Source organism: Campylobacter sp. MIT 97-5078 (genome assembly GCF_006864455.1).
Lineage (GTDB): Bacteria > Campylobacterota > Campylobacteria > Campylobacterales > Campylobacteraceae > Campylobacter_D.
The window spans coordinates 86516-108758 of record NZ_QHLK01000006.1 but is presented as its reverse complement, the minus strand read 5'-3'; the positions used below and the strand labels follow the sequence as shown (position 1 = coordinate 108758).

Below are 22243 nucleotides of genomic sequence, written 5' to 3'. Positions count from 1 at the left end.
TTCTAAAAAGCTATGGGGTAAGTGCGAAAAAGTTGCTGTCATTCCATCTTGTGCTTCTACTGCTCTCACGCAAATGGTATTATCATAGGTGCGATTATCGCCCATTACCCCCACACTCCGCACATTTAGCAACACGCAAAACGCCTGCCACACTTGATTACTCATTTCTGTTAAATCTCTCAAAATACTCATCAATTTCTTCTCGCATTTCTTGCCCAACCTCTTCAAAAGCTGACAAAATTAGTTCATAGCTTCCTGTTCCACCTAAAAAATCCCAGAATTCCTCCGCCACCTTTAATTCAAAATCTAAATCAAGCATTCCCGCCATTGTCCATCGTTCATAGGGTTTTGGCTCATAGGGGTTATAAGGTATAGCAATGAGTGAGTTAATCTTTGCGTTTGGATTATTAAGCCCAAAGCAACCTACCCAAGTCAAAAGTGTACGTTTAAATTCTTTAAATCCACCCTTGTTTGGTTTAGCGGTTTTAATGTCAATTAAATACACATCATTATTCTTTTGCAAAAACAAATCCACCTTTGTAGGCTTAACCTTGCTTAACTCCCCACCCTGTAAGTTTAATATTCTAGCAATTTCCATAGTTTTATTAGGCTTAGAATTTCCACTTTCCAAAGAATCCATAATCTCTTGAATTTGAATTTGTGCGTGTTTTCTAATGTATTCTCCCGCTGATTTCTGACGCTCAATCTTATCAAAATGTGCCTTAGCTAATTCCTCTGCCACAGGCTCGAAAATACTTGTGCCAAAGTTGGTATTGAGACTTTGAATAAAGCTATAAAGCGCCATTCTATCTTTACCCAAAAGTCTTGTATGAAAGGGCATTGAGGAAGTTTCGGGCTTATAATTTTCAAATTTATTGCGTAATGCTTGAAAGAGGCGATTTTTAATATTGTTTTTAAGATTTTGCATTTTCTTCACTCCTCCCTTAAATGAAAGATACTCTCGCTATATCTATTTTTATCTTTTTCGCTACGATTTAGAACAGGTCTATTATATTGATTGATAATTTGCATATTTGCTAATTCCGCAATTTTTGGATAAAGATTAAATTTATCATTTGCTACCAAAAATACATTGTAATCCTCTTTTAAAAATCTTTTAGCATTATTCAGAGCAGTTGCGATGCCTTGAATGTATTTTTCTTGTGCGTTTTTGCTTTGTCCATTACTTAGTTTGCCAATCTCTAAATTATCTTTGCGAGGTAATCCAAAAATATCATAAGCATAAGCGTGTTGTTCGTGATAATCAATCAATCCCACATAAGGTGGGGAGCTAAAGATTCCAGCGATTTTTTGGGATTTGATAAGTTGTGCAAAAGCCTTATCTTGTTTTTGCACGAAGTTGATAATATCCACATTTGTAGAATCTGCATTGAGACATATTTGTGTGGTATCGCTTCGCAAAGCTCCAAATTCTTCTAATCGCTTTAAAGTATCTTTAGCATAGCTTTTCCACCATTTTGCAATACTAAAAAGGGGTTTGCAGATTCTGCCGTGCTTTTTGCAATAATAAGTTGTTGTAATGGGTTCTAAAAGTGTAGCCAAATCTGAATGTGTCGTAGCACGGCAGCTTCTTGCTGTGCGGCTTAGAATAACACATAAAATATCTTGTAAGCACTTAGGTGCTTTTAAAATCTCATTTTTAAGCAATAAAATTTCTTGTTTTATGGAATCCATATACCATTTTTCAAAAAAATTCTCCTGTATGTTCGTGCTAGTATTTATGTGATAAAGCTTCACTAAATCATTATAAATCTTTATAAACTCCTTCTCTTTTGTATCTCCATAAGCTTTTTCGTCAATTTGTTTTAAAGCAACTTGACGCTTAAAGGTTTTATTGGGAAAATATATTTGATTAAATTCACTCAAAACATTATTTAAAGCTGATTCAAAAGAGCTAATTTGTAGATTTTTTGAATATTTTTCTAGGAGATTTGTAAGTTTTATAAGCTCTATTTCAAGAGTATTTAAATCATATTTTGCAATTTTAGCATTACAAAGCATTGTATTAAAATATGAAATATCAATTCCAATGGCGTTCATTTCTAGCTCATTTGCTACACACAAAGTCGTGCCACTGCCTGCAAAAATATCTAGCACAATATCATTTGGTTTAAAGTAAGTTTCTAGCTTGATAGAATCTGTATGAGAATCTAAAAAATATTCGACAAGTTGGGGGATAAACTTGCCTTTATAAGGGTGGATTCTATGAATATGCTTAGTTGTTTCTGTTTCTTTATATTGCGCAAAAGAAAGGGGTGATTCTAAATGTTTTTGTGATTTAACAGTGCTATCATAGTAATCTTTTAATTCATTTTTATCAATCAAATTTTCTTTTGGATTCTTGCTATGATTTGCAATTTTGCCATAGTTTAAAAGATACATTACATTATTACTTGTTACTCTTTTTCCTAAATATTCACTTGCCCAAATACTAGCCTGTTTGGGTGTGAGCAATGGCGAAGGTTGTTTATCGGAAAAATCAAATAAGCTTTGTATCATTCCCTACTCCCACTCAATCGTTCCTGGGGGTTTGCTAGTAATATCATACACCACGCGGTTAATGCCTTTATTTTATTTCTATCCATCTTTGATAACCTTTAAAATTTCTAATACATCATAATTATGATTCTTGCTTAAGATTCCAAAAATCTTAAAACATTCAAGCACAAATGCCTTGTGGCTAGCATTTAATGATAAAAGCCCGCATTCTTTAGTTCTAGCAACTCTTCCAAGAAAAGTTATATCATTTTTAGATTCTAATTCTGTGATAGGAAAGCACACATAAAGCATAGGTTGCGCTCCTATGGCTCTTTGCTTTTCTTTGATTATGATTTCGACCAACACATCAAAATTGCCAAATTTATGAACCAAGAGCGGATATTTTACTTCGCTTACATAAAATTCCATATCTAAAATTTGCTTTTGCTTTGGATAGCTTCTAAAAATTTGTAAATCCTCTCTGCTATCTATGAAATCATCGTTTTTAAGTTTTTGTAAAAATGTGCAAAGATTTTCAATTTCTGTCTTATTGATAATCCCCCATTGCACGAAATAATATAAATACTCACTTAATTCATAAAGTGCTTTATTTTTCTTATTTGCTCCTACAAAATGTGTATTTTGCAGAGTGCTTAAAGCAAGTTTTTCTTTGTCGCCCTTATCCACATCATAGCCAATTTGCCATTCAATATAATGCTTTTGAGAGAATGGAATCTGCCTTGTTGCAGTTGGAATTCCATATTCATAAAAGCTATTTCTTATCTTTACTCTAATCTTACCGCTTTGTGTGGTTAATGGAATCTCTACATAAATTTTATTATTTCCTAACCTTTCAATCCTCATAATGTTCACCTAGTAAATCTTTAAAATACTGCATTATATCTTCACTTAGAATCTTGTTTTCACTTGCTTTGATAAATGCAGCTTCTAAGCATTGAAATTTCTTAAAATCTATCAAAATATCGCAATTCCCAAAATAATAAGGAATATGTTGCAAATAAAGTTTAAATACATCAACATAGCAATACAAACTATATTTTTCTCGTGTAACATACACCGCATTTGCAGTATTGTTACTTATAAATGTTTTAGAACGGCGCAAGGCATTAATATCACGCATAGTATAAAACATTGCTACCTTTTGAGATTCACATACTCGCTTTTTATTGGGATATTTATCAATAAATTTTGCGATAAAATCAAAATCATTGAGCCTAAAAGATTTGCCTTCATAAGTTTTAAAAGAAAAATTACAAATAAAGTTATAATCCATTCCTTGATTGTCTCTTTTATATAATGCGATGACAATCGGAAAAAATCCTAAAGATTTGGGACAAAAAATTTGCGAACTAATGATGATAGAATCTTTTAAATGATAATGTTTGATAAAGTCTTTTAAGGATTTAAAGTTTGATTGCTTAATCAAATAAGAAAGCGGATGAAGCACACAGATATAATCAGCTTTTAATATATCAAATGATCGTAAAAAGCTAATACCTAAATCTCGTGTCCTAAGACAAGAATCCATAGGGTTGGAATCGGTGCTTTTAAGGTGATTTTGCACAATAGAAGTTGTGTCATTATAAGGCGGATTACCAATGATGATGAGTTTATCAGATTCTAAAATATTAAATTTTTCTCTTGAGACATTTTGCAAGGAATTTGTATGGATAAATAAGGGATTCATATAAGAATCTTTAAAATATGCTTTTGCTTTTGATAGGGCAATACTATCAATATCTGCACCAATATTTTGTTTAAACCCATCTAGTTGCAAAAAGTTTCCATAGCCGCAAGAGCTATCAAGCAAAATATAATCTTTTATATCAATTTTAGAATCTAAGAGCATTTGATAGACAAGTCGCACAATAGAATCTGGCGTATAAAAACTCCCTTGATTAATCATTTGGATTTTATTTAAATGTGCTTGTATCGTCATTCCCTACTCCCACTCAATGGTTCCTGGGGGTTTGCTCGTAATATCATACACCACGCGATTAATGCCCTCAACCTCATTAATAATGCGATTAGAGACAGATTCTAAAAAGCTATGGGGTAAGTGCGAAAAAGTTGCTGTCATTCCATCTTGTGCTTCTACTGCTCTCACGCAAATGGTATTATCATAGGTGCGATTATCGCCCATTACCCCAACACTCCGCACATTCAGCAACACGCAAAACGCCTGCCAAGTTTTATCATACCAACCACTTGCTCTAAGCTCATCTTGCAAGATCACATCAGCCTTTCTTAAAAGCTCTAAACTCGGCTCATTCACCTCGCCCATGATGCGTATAGCAAGTCCGGGTCCAGGAAAAGGATGGCGATATACTATATCCTTGCTTAGCCCTAGCTCAAGTCCTAAGGCACGCACTTCATCTTTAAAAATTTCTTTTAAAGGTTCAATGAGTTTTAAATTCATTTTCTCGGGCAAGCCACCTACATTATGGTGAGATTTTATGGTTTTTGACGCTCCTATGACAGAGCTTTCTATGATATCAGTATAAAGTGTGCCTTGAGCGAGGTATTTTACATCTTTGTGCTTTAAAACTTCTGCTTCAAAGACTTCTATAAAGGTATTGCCTATGATCTTTCTTTTGACTTCTGGATCAACTACGCCTTTTAAACGTTCTAAAAAAAGCTTGCTTGCATCTATGCTGATAAGATCGATTCCAAGCCTTGCAAATATAGCCTCAACTTGTTCTTTTTCTCCGCTTCTTAAAAGCCCATTATCTACAAAAACAACGATGAGTTGATCCCTAATCGCATTTGCAAGCAAAGTAGCCACCACAGAGCTATCCACACCCCCACTTACCGCACAAAGCACCTTATCATTTTTGACTTCTTCTTTGATCTTTTGAGTTTGTGCTTTTGCAAAGCTTCCCATATTCCAGATACTTTCGCATTCACAAGCATATTTGGCGAAATTTTTGAGTATGCTTTTACCAAATTCGCTGTGTTGCACTTCAGGGTGAAACTGCAAAGCATAAAATCTTCTTTTTTCATCACCAAAAACACAAAATGGGCTGTTTTCACTAATAGCAAGCACCTCAAAGCCAGCAGGTAAGTTTTCTACCTTATCAGAATGACTCATCCAAACGATTTGTTTTTTAGGTAAGTTTTTAAATAAAGCATTATCTTTAATGATATCAATATGAGCCTTTCCATACTCTTTGTGCCCAGCAGGAGCAACGCTTGAGTTAAAATGATGTGCCATAAGTTGCATACCATAACAAATTCCAAGCACAGGCAAACCTAACTCAAACACACCTTTATCACAAAAATACGCATCATTTGCATACACACTTGCTGGTCCTCCGCTTAAAATAATGCCCTTTGGCTCTTTGGCTTTAATATCTTCTAAACCCACATTAAAGGGCAAAATTTCAGCATACACGCCTTGTTCTCTTAGTCTTCTTGCGATGAGCTGTGTGTATTGTGAGCCAAAATCAAGCACCAAAATGTCTGCTTTTTTCATCATTTCTCCTTTGTATTTTCAAGCTTAAAAACAAGCTCATTTTTTTCTAAAGTGTTTTTGCCAATTTCTTGCATACCAAGCTTTTTTGCAAGTTTGATCGAGGCGGTATTATCAGGGCTAATTAGGGCATAAATTTGCTTGAGATTAAGTCTATTAAAGGCATATTCACAGCATGCTTTTGTGCTTTCAAAGCCATAATTTTGCCCCCAAAATTGTGTGCTAAAGACATAACCAAGCTCTATTATACGCTCTTTAAAGGTATGTTCTAAGCGGATAAACTCATAATTTAAGCCCACACAGCCCATTAAAACCTGATTTATTTTGTTAAAAATTCCAAATTTACAAAAACCATCAAGCTTAAAACACTGCATTTGAAACAAAAGCCATTCTTTGCTTTCAGCTTCGCTAAAGGCATATCCCCACGAATACATCACCTTTTCATCGCTTAAAATTTCATACAAAGCCTCAAAATCACCTTCTGTTAAAAGCCTTGCATAAGTGCGATCGCTTTCAAAGATCGTATTTACTTTATCAGTATTTAAGCGTATTTTTTCGCACATGAGCTTACCAACGATTGAGGTTTTTATAAGGCTTTATTTCTTTTACTGAACCATTTTCATCAAATACGCTATAACTTGGATCGCCTTTGTATCCACAAGCTACAAAAAAGATTAAGCAAAAAAATGCTATAATGAGCTTATGAAAAAACTCAAGCCGGTAAGCTCTATCATCGCTTCTCTTTGTCAAGAACGACATTTTGCCCCTTTGAAAAGGAATTTTTATTGTAAAGATTTTTTAAGTCTTTTAAGCCCAATGCACCAGAATTTAATCTCAAGAATTTTCATCAAAAAACAGCTCCTTGTCATACTCACAAAAAGCAATGTTGGCTATCAAGAATTAAATCATGATAATACCAAAAAAAGTATTAAAAAGCTCATAAAAATTTACGCAAATGCAAATTCTTTAAGCGATTTTGATCAGATTAATGAGCTAAAAATCCTTACAGATAGAAATTTCAAGCTTCCCAAAAAAAGCGTTAAAAAAAAGAAATTTTTTCTTGAGCTTTCAAAGGGCGAGTTTAAAAATACCTGCAAAAACAAACTTTTATATCAAGGTTTTGAGGACTTAAGAGCAGTGATAAAAGGCACAAAATATGCTAGAAGCTGAACTTAAAAATCTTGAGGAAAAAAGCGGGGTATATCAGTTTTTCTCAAGTGAAGGCAAACTTTTGTATGTGGGTAAGGCTAAAAACCTTAAAAATCGCATAAGAAGTTATTTTACTTTCACCCCACAACTTACACCAAATCCTAAAAATTCCTTACGCATTCAAAAGATGATTAGCCAAACAACTCATCTTGAGTATATCACTACCAGTTCAGAAGCTGACGCACTCATACTTGAAAATTCCTTTATCAAACAACTTCGCCCAAAATACAATATCTTGCTAAGAGATGATAAAACTTATCCTTATATCTATATAGATTTAAACGAAAGCTTTGCTATGCCAAAGATCACAAGAAAGATCATAAAAAAGCCAAAAATCAAATACTTTGGACCATTTTTCAAAGGCGCAAGAGAGCTTTTAAATGCTTTGTATCTTAGCTTTAAACTCAAGCAAAAAAGCTCGTGTAAAAAGGCGTGTATTTTTTATCAAATTTCACGTTGTTACGCACCTTGTGAAGGTAAAATCACCCAAGCAGAATACGAAAAAATCCTAAAATCAGCCATAAACGCTCTTTTAAACCCACACCTACTTGTTAAAAAGCTAGAGCAAAAAATGCTTCTTTATGCACAAAATGAAAACTACGAAGAGGCAGCAAAATTAAGAGATAGCATACAAACCATAAAGGATTTAGAAGTTAAAATCGAACTTGACGTAGCTAAACTTGAGGATTTTGATATCTTTGCTTTAGCCTTTGAAGGCTCTTTACTAGCAACGCAACGTTTTGTCGTGCAAAATGGCAAGATCATCGCTTCAAAAAATAAAATCATCGCCCTAAAAAGCGATGAGTTGCTAGATATTAACGAAATTTACAAACAATTCATACTTGAAAATTTTAACATAGATACACCTTTAAGCTCATCAAACATTTATGTGGCTGATGAATTCGAAGATATGGCTTTGCTTGAAAACTTACTAAACTCAAGATTTGCTAGGAAAATTCATATCAAACACCCAAAAATAGGCGAAAAAAAGCGAATTTGTGATCTGGCTGTTAAAAACGCCTTGATTAATCTAAAAAATTCTCAAAAACAAAACGAGTTTGGCTTGCAAAAAGAGCTGAAAGACTTTTTTGACTTAGAGCATTTACCGCAGAATATAGAAGTGTTTGATAACTCTCATATGCAAGGCAGTGCAAGCGTTGGGGCGATGATTGCTTTTTGTCAAAATAATTTTGAAAAAAGCCACTACCGCCATTTTCATCTTAAACACAGCAATGATTATGAACAAATGCGTGAAGTGCTTACTAGAAGGGCTTTGGACTTTGATAAATTAAGCCCGCCTGATCTTTGGCTTATCGACGGGGGAAAAGCTTTGCTTGATCTAGCCCTTGAGATTCTACAAAGTAGCGGGGCAAATGTTGATGTCTTAGCTATATCAAAAGAAAAAATTGACGCAAAAGCTTATAGAGCAAAGGGCGGTGCAAGGGATAAAATTTATAGCAAAAGGCAGATTTTTACCTTAAGCACTGAAGATAAGAAATTGCAATTTTTACAAAAACTTCGCGATGAAGCCCACCGCTTTGCGATCTTATTTCATCAAAATACAAAGAGAAAAAGGGATTTACAAAGCTCAAAGCTTGAAAATTTAGGTTTAAGTAAAGCTGAAATTCAAAAAGCCTTAAATCATTTTGGGGATTTTGAAAGCATACATAAGGCAAGCTTTGAAGAGCTTGAAGAGCTTTGTGGCTTTAAAATAGCTCAAAAGCTTAAACCAAAGCCGAATTTTTAAAACAAATCAAGCCTAATAAAGCACCTGTATCAAAAAACCTTGTATGCTTGCAATAGCCATACCAATACTAATAAGCAAAAACACCGACCAAAGAGAGGCAGGCTTTGGGATAAGTCTTGCTTGTCATTGCAAACAAAGTAAAGCAAATCCATTGTGCTAAAAATGCAAATTTTTTATCAACAAAGTATAAACTTTTTTTCAAAGCTAACGATATAGCCTGTAACAACGAAAGGAATTCGTTGATTTTACTTTAAAAGGATTTAAAATGTCATTTCGTATTAACACTAATGTGTCAGCACTTAACGCAACTGCGAGTGTTACAGCTAACTCAAGAAGTTTAAGTACTTCTTTAGAAAGACTTTCTACAGGTCTTCGAATAAACTCCGCAAAAGATGATGCTTCGGGTCTAGCTATCGCTGATCAACTTCGCACTCAAGCTTCTACTTTGGGACAAGCTATCAACAACGGCAACGATGCAAATTCACTTTTGCAAACTGCTGATAAAGCGATGGACGAACAAACAAAAATTCTTGATGCGATCAAAACTAAAGCTACTCAAGCGGCTCAAGATGGACAAAGCACTAAAACAAGAAATATGCTTCAAGCAGACATTAACCGTCTTATGGAAGAACTTGACAATATCGCTAACACCACTTCTTTCAATGGCAAACAATTGCTTTCTGGTGGTTTTACTAATCAAGAGTTTCAAATCGGTTCTCAATCAAATCAAACTATCAAAGCAAGCATAGGTTCAACTCAAAGCTCAAAGATAGGTGTAACTCGCTTTGAAACAGGAGCGAATATAACCGCTGCAGGTGCGGCTAACCTTACTATACTTAACTACAATGGTGTAGATGACTTTGACTTTGCTGAAATTCAAATTTCATATAGCGTTGGCACAGGTGTTGGAGCTTTGGCTGAAGAGATCAACAGAGTTTCTGATAGAACAGGTGTTCGTGCAAGCTTCAATGTAACTACAACAGGGCTTTATGCAATTCAAGGTGGCACTACAAGCACTGATTTTGCGATCAATGGCACAACTATAGGTGCTGTGAAATATGAAGCTAATGATAAAAATGGCTCTTTAGTCCAAGCGATCAATGCTGTAAAGGATACAACAGGCGTTGAAGCAAGCCTTGATGAATTTGGCAAACTTGTGCTTAAGTCAAATGATGGTAGAGGTATCGTGGTCACAAGTGGTAATATGGGTGCTGGTTCTGGTATCGTAGGTGGTGCTATGTATAATAACTATGGCCGTCTTAGCCTTGTGAAAAACAATGGACAAGATATCGCTATATCAGGAACAGGCTTTGGTTTTTCTGCTGGATTTATCTCTCAAGCTTCTGTTTCTTTAAGAGAAAGCAAAGGCACTATAAATGCTGAAAATGCTGATGCTATGGGCTTTTATGCTGAAGGCAAAGGTAAAAGAGTAATCACTCAAAACCTTGCTGCTTTCATGAGTGCTGCTGGTTCAGGTTTTTCTGCTGGTTCAGGTTTTTCTTTAGGTAGCGGACATAATTATTCAGTTATCCTTGCAGATGGAGCTATTTTTATCACAGCATTTTCAGCTGCATACAATGTCTCTGCTGGTTCAGGTTTTTCTGCTGGTTCAGGACTTTCACAAAATGCAACTATTAAAGCTAGTATCTTTAATGTCGCTGATCAAACCGCAGGTGTAACCACACTTAAAGGAGCAATGGCTGTAATGGATATAGCAGAAACTGCTATCGCAAACCTTGATACCATTAGAGCAGATATCGGTTCGGTTCAACAACAAATAGAAAAAACGATCAACAATATCACTACAACACAAGTGAATTTAAAAGCTGCTGAATCAACCATAAGAGATGTGGATTTTGCAAGTGAATCTGCAAACTACTCTAAAGCAAACATACTTGCTCAAAGTGGTAGCTACGCTCTTGCTCAAGCAAATGCAGCACAACAAAATGTTTTAAGATTGCTTCAATAGTTTTTCTTAAACACACTCCTTGCAACTTTGCAAGGAGTTTAAAACGTTCTCTTGTTTTAGATTTTTCATTCAAACTTTAGTTTCTTTTTCTCGTTAATTTCTTTTCTTTGTAGTTTTTTATAGTTTCTTTTTCTTTTAAAAACGTAGTTTTTATTTTTACTTATTTCTTGCTTATGGATTGCTTCGTCGTTTTACTCCTCGCAATGACAAAAGTTCTAGTCATTACGAACAAAGCAATCTATAAATTTACTTCAAGATAATGTTTTAAATATAAATTCTACTCATCCACAAGCTCAAGATTAGTGATTCTTGCTTGAGCATTAAACACTTTAAGGCTAACAAGGGCTTTTTGTTTTGTTAGCTTTTTCTCTAAATCTTCAGCTTCTTTTTTAGGTAAAAAATACCGCTCTATGCCAAATTTTGAAGCATATATATCATCTGTTGCGTATTTAGAAATGATAAAAAGTTCGTTGTTTGTGGGTTTTTTATCACTAAGTGTGAGTGTAAAAATACCATCTTGATCCTCATCTTTTAAAAGAGCGTAAAAATGCTTTTTATTAGAACTTAAAGAAAAATCTTTTGTGATATTTTCATCTTTTTTAAACTCATATTCAAGAAAAACATAATTTCCAGTGAGTAAATCCCTTGGATCAATTCCCCTTGCAAACACCTTTACTTCAGTGCCAAAAAATACTACCATATAGGCATTTATAAACATTACGGCAATGAGGGCAAATTGTAAAATAAAAACAAAGATGATAGATTTACTTTTCATAAGTTTCTGCCTTTATTTTGTTTGAGTTTTTTCAAGCCAATAAAGGTAAAAATAGCAAGAGCAAAAAGCAAGAAAATCCCACTTGCACTTAGATAATCTCCTATCAAATTAACATAGCGGATAAATGCTAAAGCCAAAATGCCAAAAAGTCCAAGCCACAAATGCCCTTTTGTAAGCAAATACACACCTAAAATCAAGCTTATAAAGGAAGCAAAAAGTGTTATAAACGCACCTGACACAAGAATCAAGATTAATATAGCAAGAGCTAAAAAAGCTAAAAAATACCGCTTTAAAAGCAAATTGAAGATCAACAAAAAGCTAAGAAGCCAACAAAATGAGTTTTCTTTAAAGATAAGTATAAAAGTATGAAGATTAAAATCAATGCTTACAAACTCAAAATTATCCATACTTAAAACCAAAAACGCAAGCATAAGCGTAAAAAAGGCAAGATTTTCATGACTTTTAAGGCTTAAAAATACCAAAGCAAAACAAGCAAAATAAAGACAAGATGAACTAAAATGAGCATTAAAAGCATCAAATAAAAAAGGCGAAAAATACACATACGCACACAAGCTAAAAAAGTTGAAAAAAGCAAGAAATTGAGAATTTTTGAAAGCATTTACAGCCAAACTTATCAGCACAAAAATGATAAAAAATGAAGAGAATTCAAACTCATCAAAGCCCAAGCAAAAATACACCAAAGCAAAAGCAAGGCTTTGAGCAAACACCAAAAAGCTTTTTAGCACCCAAGCTTGCAGCAAAGTAAGCAAAGCAACACTTAAAAAAGCCAAAGGAGTATTATCGCCTAGATGATAAATTTGAGAAAGCAAGGCAAGATTAGCAAGCAAAACAAAGTTACTTAAGAACGCAAAAGCATTTAAAAAAGCCTTAGTTTTACTCAAATACACACCGAGTTGAGAACACAAAAGCAAGACTAAAAGTAGGCTTGTTTTTATCAAATTTGAAAGTTCTTGCCAATTATACGCCACGAGCAAAAGTAAAGCTAGTGCCACAAAAACAAAGCCAAGCACCAAAAACAAAGCTGTATTTTTGTCTTTTTTATCCTCATAAGCACTCAACAAAAGCTCGCTTTGAGCTTTGCTTAAAAGCCCTTTTGCTTGAAGTTTTTCAAATTCACTTTTTAAAAATGTAAATTTATTTAACGCAAAAATCATCGCAAAAGCTTCTTCACACCAAAATATCCAAAAAGGCTCGCAAGCCCAAAGCTAAAGATCATCAAAGCGATCATAAAGCCTATGGTAATGCCACCTATGTTTGGATGGATGATAAAGATGAGTGAGATGATGATATTAAGCAGTGCAAGCACAAGCAAGCCCAGCCAGCCAAGTCCTCGTTTTTTAAGCTCAAAAACATAGCTCAAGCTTAAAATTCCTCTAAACATACTCATAAATGCCACGATCATTACTATAGTTATGCTTGTCAATTCCAAACCCAAGCCGATAAAGATAATGGCAAACAAAAAACTCATTAAAGCATCAAAAAGTATGAAATTTGCTCCTGAAAAATCCTTAAACGAAAGATAATAGAAAAGCTTAGAAATTCCGCTTAAAATCAGCAAAAACGGCAAAAATACCACAAAACTTGCAAATACCCCAAGAGGCATAAATAGCCCCGCAAAGCCCACCAAAGTGATAATGCTTGAAAAAATAATCCAGCAAATACTCATAAAAATTTGCATTGCTTACCTTTCATTTTTAGCTTAAATTTTTTGTCTATGATTATGTGGTGTCCCCTGTTGGGATCGAACCAACGACCACCTGATTAAGAGTCAGATGCTCTACCAGCTGAGCTAAGGAGACAAAGTGGCGCAGCGGACGGGGCTCGAACCCGCGACCTCCGCCGTGACAGGGCGGCATTCTAACCAGCTGAACTACCGCTGCATACCAGATAGCTAAAAATGGTGGTCGCTATAAGACTCGAACTTATGACATCCACCTTGTAAGGGTGGCGCTCTACCAACTGAGCTAAGCGACCAAAATTTTGGCGACCCCTAGAGGATTTGAACCCCTGTTACCAAACAGAGAATTTGGTGTCCTGGACCGCTAGACGAAAGGGTCAAAGCCCTAAAAAATGGTGTCCCGTGTTGGATTCGAACCAACGGCCCCCTCCTTAAAAGGGAGATGCTCTACCGACTGAGCTAACGAGACAAAGTGGCGCAGCGGACGGGGCTCGAACCCGCGACCTCCGCCGTGACAGGGCGGCATTCTAACCAGCTGAACTACCGCTGCATACCAGATAGCTAAAAATGGTGGTCGCTATAAGACTCGAACTTATGACATCCACCTTGTAAGGGTGGCGCTCTACCAACTGAGCTAAGCGACCAAAAATGGTGTCCCGTGTTGGATTCGAACCAACGGCCCCCTCCTTAAAAGGGAGATGCTCTACCGACTGAGCTAACGAGACAAGATTAAAAAATAAATTGTGATTATGCCAAAATTACTCTATTTTTGTCAAGGGGTAAAGCAAGTAATAAAGAAAATCTTTTGCTTAGTGTTTTTATTTTATTTAAGCTTTTTATAAGGAAAATGAAGCTAAGATTTTGCAATTTATCTTCAAAAGAAAGGACTTAGGACTCTATGCGAAATTTAGTGCAATTTTTCATAATGTGCCAAATGTGCGTGATGCGTAGCTAAATAAGTCTTTGGTGGCAACGCTTCCTTAGGCTTAGGTGGATAAGGAAGCAAGAGAAGCCATAGTTTTCTTTCTTTAATAAATTTAACTTCACTTTTCACACTTTCTTATCCTTTGTTTGAGTTTTTTGCCTTTTTTGGCATTTCATTTTTTTCATCACAATAAAGGAAAAGCACATGAAAACTATAGATTTACCCAAAATCTCTTTACAAAACTTCAATACAAACAATACTCAAGCCTTTGAAACACTTCGCAAGCTTTTAAGGGAGATTAGCACTTTTTATGGTATTGATCTTTACAAGCGAGTTTTTGAGTTTTCAAGGCGGTTTTTTGCCCTCACTCAAGAACAAAAAGAAAAGATTTCTTTAGCTATACCAAACAATCCAACCAATGAATCAAGAGCCTTAGAAATCCTTGCAAATAATGGTGCTGTAATACCAACTTTTTAGATCATATCAAAGGAATAATAATGAGCAAAAATAAAAGACAAATCCATTTTAACGCCTTTGAAATGAATTGTATCACTCATTTAAGTGCTGGACTTTGGAGGTATCCAAATGATGAGGCTTTAAGATATAAGGATATTGAATATTGGCAAAATATAGCTAAAATTGCTGAAAAAGGGCTATTTGATGCTATTTTCATAGCCGATGTTTTAGGCGTTTATGATATTTATAATAATTCAGCTGATGCAGCTTTAAGAGGAGCGGTGCAAACTCCGGTAAATGATCCTATTCAACTTGCTGCCATAGGTGCAGGCGTTACGCAAAATTTAGGCTTTGGCATTACCGCTGGAGTTGCCTTTGAACAGCCTTTTCCTTTTGCTAGAAGACTTTCGACTTTAGATCATCTTACCAAAGGACGCGTAGGTTGGAACATCGTAGCAGGCTATTTACCAAGTGCAAATGCAAATTTAGGCGAAAAAGAACTACCTCATGATGAAAGATATGCTTTGGCTGATGAGTATATGGAAGTGATTTATAAACTACTGGAAGGCTCTTGGGAAGATGATGCGGTGATTTTAGATGAAAAAAATGGCATTTTTGCTGATCCAAGTAAGATTCATGCTATAAAGCACAAGGGCAAGTATTTTGAAGTGCCCGGATTTCATATTTGTGAGCCAAGCCTTCAAAGAACACCTGTGCTTTTTCAAGCAGGCAATAGCCCAAGAGGGCTTGAATTTGCTGCAAAACACGCTGAAGCTATTTTCATCGCTCCTATAGCTAAAGAATATACCAAAACAGCCGTTAAACAAGTGCGTGAAGCTCTTGTAAAAGCAGGACGCGATCCTTATAGTGCAAAAATTTATGTGCTAGCTACTATCATCACTGACAAAACAGACGCCTTAGCTCAAGCAAAGTATAAAGACTTACTAAGCTATGTCAGCGAGGAAGGCTCTTTGGTGCTAAATTCTGGTTGGCTTGGAGAAAATCTTGGCAAATACGCCCTTGATGATAAACTAAGTAGCATACAATCAAACGCGATTTTAGGCAAGGTAGAAGAATTTGCAAAAAGTAGAACCGATGAGGGTAAGGACTGGACCTTAAGAGAACTCATAAAAGTAGCAGGCATTGGAGCCTTAGGACAAAAAATCATAGGTGGGGCTAAAGAAGTCGCGACTGAACTTGAAAGACTTGTAGAATACAGCGACGCAGATGGCTTTAACCTAGCTTATGCAACCACGCCGGGAACTTTTGAAGATGTGGTTGAGTTCATTGTGCCTGAACTTCAAAAAAGAGGTTCTTATAAATTAGAATACCAAAGTGGAAGCCTTAGGAATAAACTCTTTGGCAAGGGCGATAGGCTTGATGAAAAGCACATCGCAAACTCATATAGAATAAAGGATAATTAATGCTTTATAATGATTTAAAAGAAGGAATTTATATCCTGCATGAAAATGAAGAGTGGCTCATTCCTCTTAGAGAGGCATTTAAAAGAGCTGGTGTTGAATTTGGCGAAATTCCTCTCACGCAAGGTAGCATTGATCTTAACAAAAAGCCACCAAAAGGGGTATTTTTTTCTCGTTTTAGTGCTTCAAGTCACACAAGAGATCATTTTTTTGCAAAAGAGTATGCAAGAGCTATATTAAGCTGGCTTAAACGCTACAACGCAAGGATAATCAACCCTATTCATGTGCTTGAACTTGAAGTAAGCAAAGTTGCTCAATACCTCGCCTTAGAGAAATTTGGCTTTAAAACGCCAAAAACTCAAGCAGTATTTGGAAAAGAAGATTTGCTTGAAGTTGCAAAAAACTTTCAAACACCTTTTATCACAAAACACAATCAAGGCGGAAAAGGGCTTGGGGTAAGGCGTTTTGAGAGTTTGAAAGATTTTGAGGCATATATACACTCAAGCGAATTTGAACCTGCGGTTGATGGTATCACTTTGATTCAAGAATATATTCAAAGCAAAGATTTTTCAATCACAAGGCTTGAATTCATAGGCTCGAGTTTTCATTATGCTTTAAGGGTTGATACAAGTGGAGGCAGTTTTAAGCTTTGTCCAGCTCAATCTTGCGAACTTGAAAATCAAAAACAATTACCCGAATTTGCAAACGCAACATGCGAACTAGGCTCAAATGAAAAATTCAGCCTTAGAAAAGATATATACGCCAATACGCCTCTTATCAAGGAACTTGAAGCTTTTTTAAAGCTCCACAGCATAGAAGTAGCTGGAGTTGAATTCATAGAAACACCGCAAAATGAATGCGTGGTATATGATATCAACACAAACACCAATTACAATGAAAAAATAGAGCAAGACTTGCGTCAAAAAGGAGAAAAAGGCGCACTTGATACTCTAGTGCAGTTTTTGCACAATGAACTTAAAAAGGAGTTAAAATGAAATTTGGATACTGGAGTCCAGTTTTTGGCTCATGGCTTAGAAATGTTGATGATGATACAACGCAGTGTTCTTGGGAGTATATTAAGGATTTGACCCTAAAGGCTGAAAAGCTAGGATATAGCCTTACTTTGGTGCCAGAGCTTTATTTAAATGATATTAAAGGACACAAAGCCCCTTGTCTTGATGCTTGGGCTGTAGCTACAGCTCTAGCTAGCATTACACAAAAGATTGAAATTCTAGTTGCACTTCGTCCGCAATACCACCAAGTAGCTATTACAGCAAAAGAACTTGCTACTTTAGCTCAAATTTCAAATCATCGCTTTAGTATAAACCTTGTTTCAGCGTGGTGGGAAGAAGAAGCAAGGCAATTTGGCATTGATTTTAAAGCTCATGATGATAGATATACCTTTTTAAGTGAATATGCTCAAATTTTAAAAGGCTTTTGGAGTCAAAGTCCTTTTAGTTTTAAGGGCAAGTATTTTGAATTTAAAGATTCTTATAATGAGCCAAAACCAAGCACAAAGCCTCTCATTTATGCAGGTGGAGAAAGTGAAACAGGACGCAATGCCATTACGCAATTTGCAGACTTTTATCTCATGCATGGAGGCACACCAAGTGAGATAAAAGCAAAAATAAAAGATATGAAAGCAAGGCGTGCTAAAGCAGGTTTGGGCGAATTTAAAGGCTTTGGCATGGCTGCTTATATCATCATCAAAAACACTCAAGAGGAGGCTTTAGCAGAACTTAAAAGGATTACAACAATTAAAAATGAGGATGTATATGCGAATTCATATCAGGATTTTACTTCAAATTCAAACTTAAATGTAGAGCTTTCAAAGGCAGAATACAGCGTTTCAAATCGCGGCTTGCGTGCAAATTTAATCGGCACAGCACAACAAGTAAGAGCAAAAATCAAAGAATTTGAAGAAGCGGGCGTTGATCTTTTGATTATTCAGTGTGCAAATATGAAAGAAGAGCTTAAAAAAATCGCTCATGAACTATTTTAAAGGATTTTAAAATAGCTGTTGTTTTTTATTTATCAAATAAAATTTAATTTTTTAAAGCTTTTGATAAATTCAAGAACAAAAATATGTCTTTAAGGCTTAAATTTAAGCCTTAATAGTTTATAATTTTATTTTTTGAAAGGAAAAATATGCAAAATTCGGTTATTTCTTACCCAAGAATAGGTGCTTTAAGAGAGCTTAAATTTGGAGTAGAAAAATACTTCAAAAAACAAAACTCAAAAGAAGAGCTAATAAGCCTTGCAAAAGAGTTGCGTAAAAGGCATTGGCAAAGCCAAAAAGACGCTGGGATAGATTTTATCTCATGTAATGATTTTTCATTTTATGATAATATCCTTGATACAGCCGTGCTTTTTAATGTCGTGGCAAAACGTTATAAGGCTTTGAATTTAGATACTTTAGATGAGTATTTTGCCCAAGCTCGTGGCTATCAAGGAGCAAATGGCGATACTACAGCTTTGGCAATGAAAAAATGGTTTAACACCAACTATCACTACCTCGTGCCAGAATGTGATGATGCTCAAAATATAGCCTTAGTAGGCGACAAGCCTTTTAAAGAATACGATGAAGCCAAAGAATTTGGCATAGAAGCTAAGGTTGTTATTAGTGGAATTTTTACCTTTTTCAAACTTATTAATTTTAGCAACAAAAATACTCAAGCTGAAGCTAAAGAAAAGCTTGTGCTAGCCTATGCTAAGTTTTTAAACAAACTGAATGAAAAAGAGGTTCAATGGGTGCAATTTGATGAACCTTATTTGGTGTATGATTTAACTAAGACTGATATTGCTTTATTTGAAGAGTTTTATAACACACTTTTAGCTAAAAAAGGCAGTGTAAAAGTGCTTGTGCAAACTTATTTTGGCGATGTAAGAGATGTCTATGATAGTCTTAATACGCTTAAATTTGATGCTATAGGACTTGATTTTATCGAGGGCAAAGAAAGCTTAAACCTCATCAAAAAAGGCTTTGATGAAAGCAAAATTCTTTTTGCTGGGCTGATAAATGGCAAAAATATCTACAAAAACAATTACGCAAAAACATTAGAAAAATTTAAAAACATCCAAAGTCTGGTGAAAAATGTCATCTTGAATACAAGCTGTTCTTTGCTTCACAGCCCTTATACCATCAAAAACGAAAGCAAATTAGAAGCTCGGTTTTTAGAGCATTTTGCCTTTGCTGAAGAAAAACTCACTGAACTTAAAGAACTTAAGGCTATCTTTGAAAGCCAAAACCCAGAGCAAAATGAGTTTTTCAAAACAAATGCTGCCCTTTTTGCTAAAGCAACAAATAAAGAAAACAAAGCTGTAAAAGAAAGGCTTGCTAAACTCTCACAAAATGATTATACAAGAAAGCCAGCCTTTAAAGAAAGGGAACAAATTCAAAAAGAAGCCCTAAAACTTCCACTTTTACCAACCACAACCATAGGTTCATTTCCTCAAACTCCTGATGTGCGTAAAAACCGCCTAGACTTTAAAAAAGCACAAATTTCAAGCACAACTTATACCGAGTTTAATCAAAGCAAAATCAAAGAATGTATCAAATTCCAAGAACAAATCGGACTTGATGTTTTAGTGCATGGCGAGTTTGAACGCAATGATATGGTGGAGTATTTTGGTGAGAGCTTAGAGGGCTTTTTATTTACCTCAAATGGCTGGGTGCAAAGCTATGGCACAAGATGTGTGAAACCTCCTGTTGTGTGGGGCGATGTCTCAAGGGCTAAGCCTATCACTGTAGCATGGAGTAAATTTGCTCAAGAGCAAAGCTCAAAATATGTTAAAGGTATGCTAACTGGACCTGTAACCATACTCAACTGGAGTTTTCCAAGAGAGGATATCAGCCTTAAAGAAAGCACCTTACAAATTGCTTTGGCAATTCGTGATGAAGTGCTTGATCTTGAAGCAGCTGGCATTAAAATCATACAAATTGATGAAGCTGCCTTGCGTGAAAAATTACCTTTAAGAAAAAGTGATTGGCATAGTGAGTATTTAGACTGGGCTATACCAGCTTTTAACCTCGTGCATAGCGGAGTAAGGGCTGAAACACAAATTCATACTCATATGTGTTATAGTGAATTTAGCGATATTATCAAAGAAATTGATGCAATGGATGCTGATGTGATCTCTTTTGAAGCAAGCAGAAGCAACTTAGAGCTTTTAGACACCTTAAAAACAGCAAATTTCCAAACTCAAGTTGGACCTGGAGTATATGATATACACAGCCCTAGAGTGCCTAGTGTAAGCGAGCTAGAAAACACGATCAAAAAAATTCTTGCAAAGCTTCCAAAAGAACAAATTTGGATCAATCCAGATTGTGGGCTTAAAACAAGAGGCGATAAAGAAGTGGTAGAAAGTCTTAAAAATATGGTTACAGCTACACTTAATATAAGAAAAAGCCTTTAAAAAGGAGTAAAGATGAATGCAAAAGCAAGCTTTTCCTTTGAGATTTTTCCACCAAGAAAAAGTGATAGTATAGATAAAATTTACACCACTTTAGAGCAACTCAAAGACTTAAAGCCAGACTTTATCAGCGTTACTTTTGGTGCAGGTGGAAGTATCAATTCACAAAACACGCTTGATATAGCAAGCTTAGTGCAAGACCGCTATAAAACTGCAAGCATAGTGCATTTGCCTTGCATTCATCAAAATAAAGCCCAAATTACAAGTATTTTAAATGAGTGCAAAAAACGAGGACTTCGAAAAATCCTTGCCCTAAGAGGCGATATAGTCGAGGGTAAGGAAAAAAGCGTAGATTTTGCGTATGCAAGTGATTTGGTGCGTTTTATCAAAGAACAAGGCGACTTTGAAATTTATGTAGCTTGTTATCCTGAAAAGCATAATGAGGCTTTAAATTTCACCGAAGACATTCATTACTTAAAAGAAAAGGTTGATGCGGGAGCAAACACGCTTTTAACCCAGCTTTTCTTTGACAATGAAGACTTTTACCGCTTCAAAGAATACTGCGATATAGCAAATATAAAAGCTGAGATTAAAGCAGGCATAATGCCCATAGCCAACAAACGTCAAGTGCTTAAAATCACAAGTATGTGCAAAGCAAAAATCCCGCCTAAATTTGCAAAAATACTCAATAAATACGAGCATAATGATAAAGCCATGATAGATGCTGGCATAGCTTATGCTATCGATCAAATCGTTGATTTGCTCACAAATGGAGTAAGTGGCATTCATCTTTATACTATGAATAATGCTTATGTGGCAAAAAAGGTTTTTGAAGCAACGCATAGCTTGTTTGAAGCATAAACACATATATGTGTTAAAATAGTTTTAGCCTTGCTTAGAATTCACTCAAAGAAACATTTTTTTGTTAAAAAAAATAAATAATATAAATAACTATTTAATAAAAAATATTATAATGGAACTACCTTAAAATTATTCAAAGGAGAAAAAATGATGAAAAAAATTCTTTTAGGTTCTGTGTTGGCAAGCTCTGTGCTTTTTGCTGCGAATACTGAGGTTTTTGATCCAAAATCAGTTAAGGATCATTTAGTGATTAAAATGCAAGTTTTAGATCAAAAAAAGAACAAAAACGCTGGAGAAGTCATCGCTGTGCAAACAGCTTATGGAGTGGCATTTTTTCCACAACTTAAAGGCTTAGAACCTGGAATTCACGGCTTTCATGTGCATGAAAACGCAGATTGTGGAGCAACTGATAAAGGCTTAGGTATGAAAGCTGGGGGACACTGGGATCCTGAAAAAACAGAAAGACATTCACTTCCTTGGGATGATAAAGGGCATAAAGGCGATTTGCCAGCACTTTATGTTGATAAAGATGGTAACGCAAACAATCCTGTTTTAGCACCGAAGATTAAAAACTTAAATGAGCTCAAAAAACATGCTTTAATGGTCCACTTTGGTGGAGACAATCACAGCGATCATCCAGCTGCGCTTGGCGGTGGCGGAGCTAGAATGGCTTGCGGTGTGATTAAATAATCCTAAAAATTTTAACTTCAAGTGGTTTAAAAGGCTACTTGAAGTTAGGCTTATTTTTAATTACAATTTTAAGATGATTTAAAAAA

At 35.4% G+C, this 22243-nt stretch carries 20 protein-coding genes, 8 tRNA genes and 2 pseudogenes; 10 read left to right on the top strand and 20 right to left on the bottom strand.

Translation table 11 applies throughout. The features are described from left to right. From DMB91_RS04815 to DMB91_RS04780, 8 genes and pseudogenes are all read right to left on the bottom strand, one after another. A pseudogene (locus DMB91_RS04815) lies at positions 1-153 on the bottom strand (GMP synthase (glutamine-hydrolyzing)); the annotation flags it as partial. Between the two features lie 4 nt (positions 154-157). Then, complete coding sequence (locus DMB91_RS04810) at positions 158-928, bottom strand: TdeIII family type II restriction endonuclease (protein ID WP_143116844.1); 771 nt, start codon at positions 926-928, stop codon at positions 158-160. 5 nt (positions 929-933) lie between these two features. Beyond that, positions 934-2520, bottom strand: a complete 1587-nt coding sequence (locus tag DMB91_RS04805; RefSeq protein ID WP_052043263.1) for a DNA methyltransferase — start codon at positions 2518-2520, stop codon at positions 934-936. A 3-nt stretch (positions 2521-2523) separates the two neighbouring features. After that, positions 2524-2586 (bottom strand): annotated as a pseudogene (locus tag DMB91_RS04800) (hypothetical protein); the annotation flags it as partial. A gap of 12 nt (positions 2587-2598) precedes the next feature. Next, positions 2599-3363, bottom strand: coding sequence for a R.Pab1 family restriction endonuclease (locus tag DMB91_RS04795; RefSeq protein WP_034906845.1), 765 nt, complete (start codon positions 3361-3363; stop codon positions 2599-2601). Then, positions 3353-4459 carry an Eco57I restriction-modification methylase domain-containing protein gene (locus DMB91_RS04790; RefSeq protein ID WP_034906848.1) on the bottom strand — a complete coding sequence of 369 codons (1107 nt, stop codon included), beginning with the start codon at positions 4457-4459 and terminating at the stop codon, positions 3353-3355. The genes DMB91_RS04795 and DMB91_RS04790 overlap by 11 nt, the downstream gene beginning before the upstream one ends. Positions 4460-4462: 3 nt before the next feature. Then, entirely contained in the window at positions 4463-5995 is a 1533-nt protein-coding gene (gene guaA / locus DMB91_RS04785; protein WP_143116843.1) for a glutamine-hydrolyzing GMP synthase, read from the bottom strand. Continuing rightward, positions 5995-6555: a GNAT family N-acetyltransferase gene (locus DMB91_RS04780; RefSeq protein ID WP_034906798.1), complete on the bottom strand. Its 561-nt coding sequence runs from the start codon at positions 6553-6555 to the stop codon at positions 5995-5997. The genes guaA and DMB91_RS04780 overlap by 1 nt, the downstream gene beginning before the upstream one ends. Before the next feature lie 139 nt (positions 6556-6694). On the opposite strand from DMB91_RS04780, the gene DMB91_RS04770 reads away from it, so the two are divergent. The 3 genes from DMB91_RS04770 (at position 6695) to DMB91_RS04760 (ending at position 10917) form a co-directional block, all read left to right on the top strand. Then, a complete protein-coding gene (locus tag DMB91_RS04770; RefSeq protein ID WP_034906795.1) occupies positions 6695-7162 on the top strand; it encodes a hypothetical protein in 468 nt (155 codons plus the stop codon). Next, complete coding sequence (uvrC, locus tag DMB91_RS04765) at positions 7149-8948, top strand: excinuclease ABC subunit UvrC (RefSeq protein WP_034906792.1); 1800 nt, start codon at positions 7149-7151, stop codon at positions 8946-8948. The genes DMB91_RS04770 and uvrC overlap by 14 nt, the downstream gene beginning before the upstream one ends. Positions 8949-9213: 265 nt before the next feature. After that, the gene (locus DMB91_RS04760; protein WP_143116841.1) at positions 9214-10917 is read left to right on the top strand and encodes a flagellin; all 1704 of its coding nucleotides are present in this window, start codon (positions 9214-9216) and stop codon (positions 10915-10917) included. Positions 10918-11194: 277 nt separating this feature from the next. Here the strand turns inward: DMB91_RS04760 and DMB91_RS04755 are convergent, their stop codons facing one another. The 12 genes from DMB91_RS04755 to DMB91_RS08855 form a co-directional block, all read right to left on the bottom strand. Continuing rightward, positions 11195-11692 (bottom strand): GDYXXLXY domain-containing protein, encoded by a 498-nt coding sequence (locus DMB91_RS04755; RefSeq protein WP_034904297.1) that lies wholly within the window; start codon positions 11690-11692, stop codon positions 11195-11197. Continuing rightward, positions 11689-12867, bottom strand: a complete 1179-nt coding sequence (locus DMB91_RS04750; protein ID WP_034904300.1) for a DUF2157 domain-containing protein — start codon at positions 12865-12867, stop codon at positions 11689-11691. Before DMB91_RS04750 ends, DMB91_RS04755 begins: the two co-directional genes overlap by 4 nt. Further along, positions 12864-13391 (bottom strand): DUF308 domain-containing protein, encoded by a 528-nt coding sequence (locus DMB91_RS04745; protein ID WP_034904303.1) that lies wholly within the window; start codon positions 13389-13391, stop codon positions 12864-12866. Before DMB91_RS04745 ends, DMB91_RS04750 begins: the two co-directional genes overlap by 4 nt. Positions 13392-13436: 45 nt before the next feature. Beyond that, positions 13437-13512, bottom strand: a tRNA-Lys gene (locus tag DMB91_RS04740). A gap of 4 nt (positions 13513-13516) precedes the next feature. After that, positions 13517-13593: transfer RNA gene (locus DMB91_RS04735), tRNA-Asp, on the bottom strand. Positions 13594-13611: 18 nt separating this feature from the next. After that, positions 13612-13687: transfer RNA gene (locus DMB91_RS04730), tRNA-Val, on the bottom strand. A gap of 7 nt (positions 13688-13694) precedes the next feature. After that, positions 13695-13770, bottom strand: a tRNA-Glu gene (locus DMB91_RS04725). Positions 13771-13784: 14 nt separating this feature from the next. Then, positions 13785-13860: transfer RNA gene (locus DMB91_RS04720), tRNA-Lys, on the bottom strand. Positions 13861-13864: 4 nt separating this feature from the next. Next, positions 13865-13941: transfer RNA gene (locus tag DMB91_RS04715), tRNA-Asp, on the bottom strand. Positions 13942-13959: 18 nt separating this feature from the next. Further along, positions 13960-14035, bottom strand: a tRNA-Val gene (locus tag DMB91_RS04710). A gap of 5 nt (positions 14036-14040) precedes the next feature. Beyond that, positions 14041-14116, bottom strand: a tRNA-Lys gene (locus DMB91_RS04705). A gap of 182 nt (positions 14117-14298) precedes the next feature. Continuing rightward, positions 14299-14445 carry a hypothetical protein gene (locus DMB91_RS08855; protein WP_156104142.1) on the bottom strand — a complete coding sequence of 49 codons (147 nt, stop codon included), beginning with the start codon at positions 14443-14445 and terminating at the stop codon, positions 14299-14301. 75 nt (positions 14446-14520) lie between these two features. On the opposite strand from DMB91_RS08855, the gene DMB91_RS04700 reads away from it, so the two are divergent. The 7 genes from DMB91_RS04700 (at position 14521) to DMB91_RS04670 (ending at position 22157) form a co-directional block, all read left to right on the top strand. Continuing rightward, positions 14521-14793: a hypothetical protein gene (locus DMB91_RS04700; RefSeq protein ID WP_034906343.1), complete on the top strand. Its 273-nt coding sequence runs from the start codon at positions 14521-14523 to the stop codon at positions 14791-14793. A 20-nt stretch (positions 14794-14813) separates the two neighbouring features. After that, positions 14814-16196: an LLM class flavin-dependent oxidoreductase gene (locus tag DMB91_RS04695; protein WP_034906346.1), complete on the top strand. Its 1383-nt coding sequence runs from the start codon at positions 14814-14816 to the stop codon at positions 16194-16196. After that, complete coding sequence (locus DMB91_RS04690) at positions 16196-17188, top strand: RimK family alpha-L-glutamate ligase (protein WP_034906350.1); 993 nt, start codon at positions 16196-16198, stop codon at positions 17186-17188. The genes DMB91_RS04695 and DMB91_RS04690 overlap by 1 nt, the downstream gene beginning before the upstream one ends. Beyond that, on the top strand, positions 17185-18195 hold the full coding sequence (locus DMB91_RS04685; RefSeq protein WP_034906353.1) for an LLM class flavin-dependent oxidoreductase: 1011 nt from the start codon (positions 17185-17187) through the stop codon (positions 18193-18195). The genes DMB91_RS04690 and DMB91_RS04685 overlap by 4 nt, the downstream gene beginning before the upstream one ends. A 146-nt stretch (positions 18196-18341) precedes the next feature. Further along, the gene (gene metE, locus DMB91_RS04680; RefSeq protein WP_034906356.1) at positions 18342-20609 is read left to right on the top strand and encodes a 5-methyltetrahydropteroyltriglutamate--homocysteine S-methyltransferase; all 2268 of its coding nucleotides are present in this window, start codon (positions 18342-18344) and stop codon (positions 20607-20609) included. Positions 20610-20621: 12 nt separating this feature from the next. After that, positions 20622-21467, top strand: a complete 846-nt coding sequence (metF, locus tag DMB91_RS04675; protein ID WP_034906358.1) for a methylenetetrahydrofolate reductase [NAD(P)H] — start codon at positions 20622-20624, stop codon at positions 21465-21467. A 150-nt stretch (positions 21468-21617) separates the two neighbouring features. Continuing rightward, positions 21618-22157 carry a superoxide dismutase family protein gene (locus DMB91_RS04670; protein ID WP_034906363.1) on the top strand — a complete coding sequence of 180 codons (540 nt, stop codon included), beginning with the start codon at positions 21618-21620 and terminating at the stop codon, positions 22155-22157. The last annotated feature ends 86 nt before the right edge of the window (positions 22158-22243 follow it).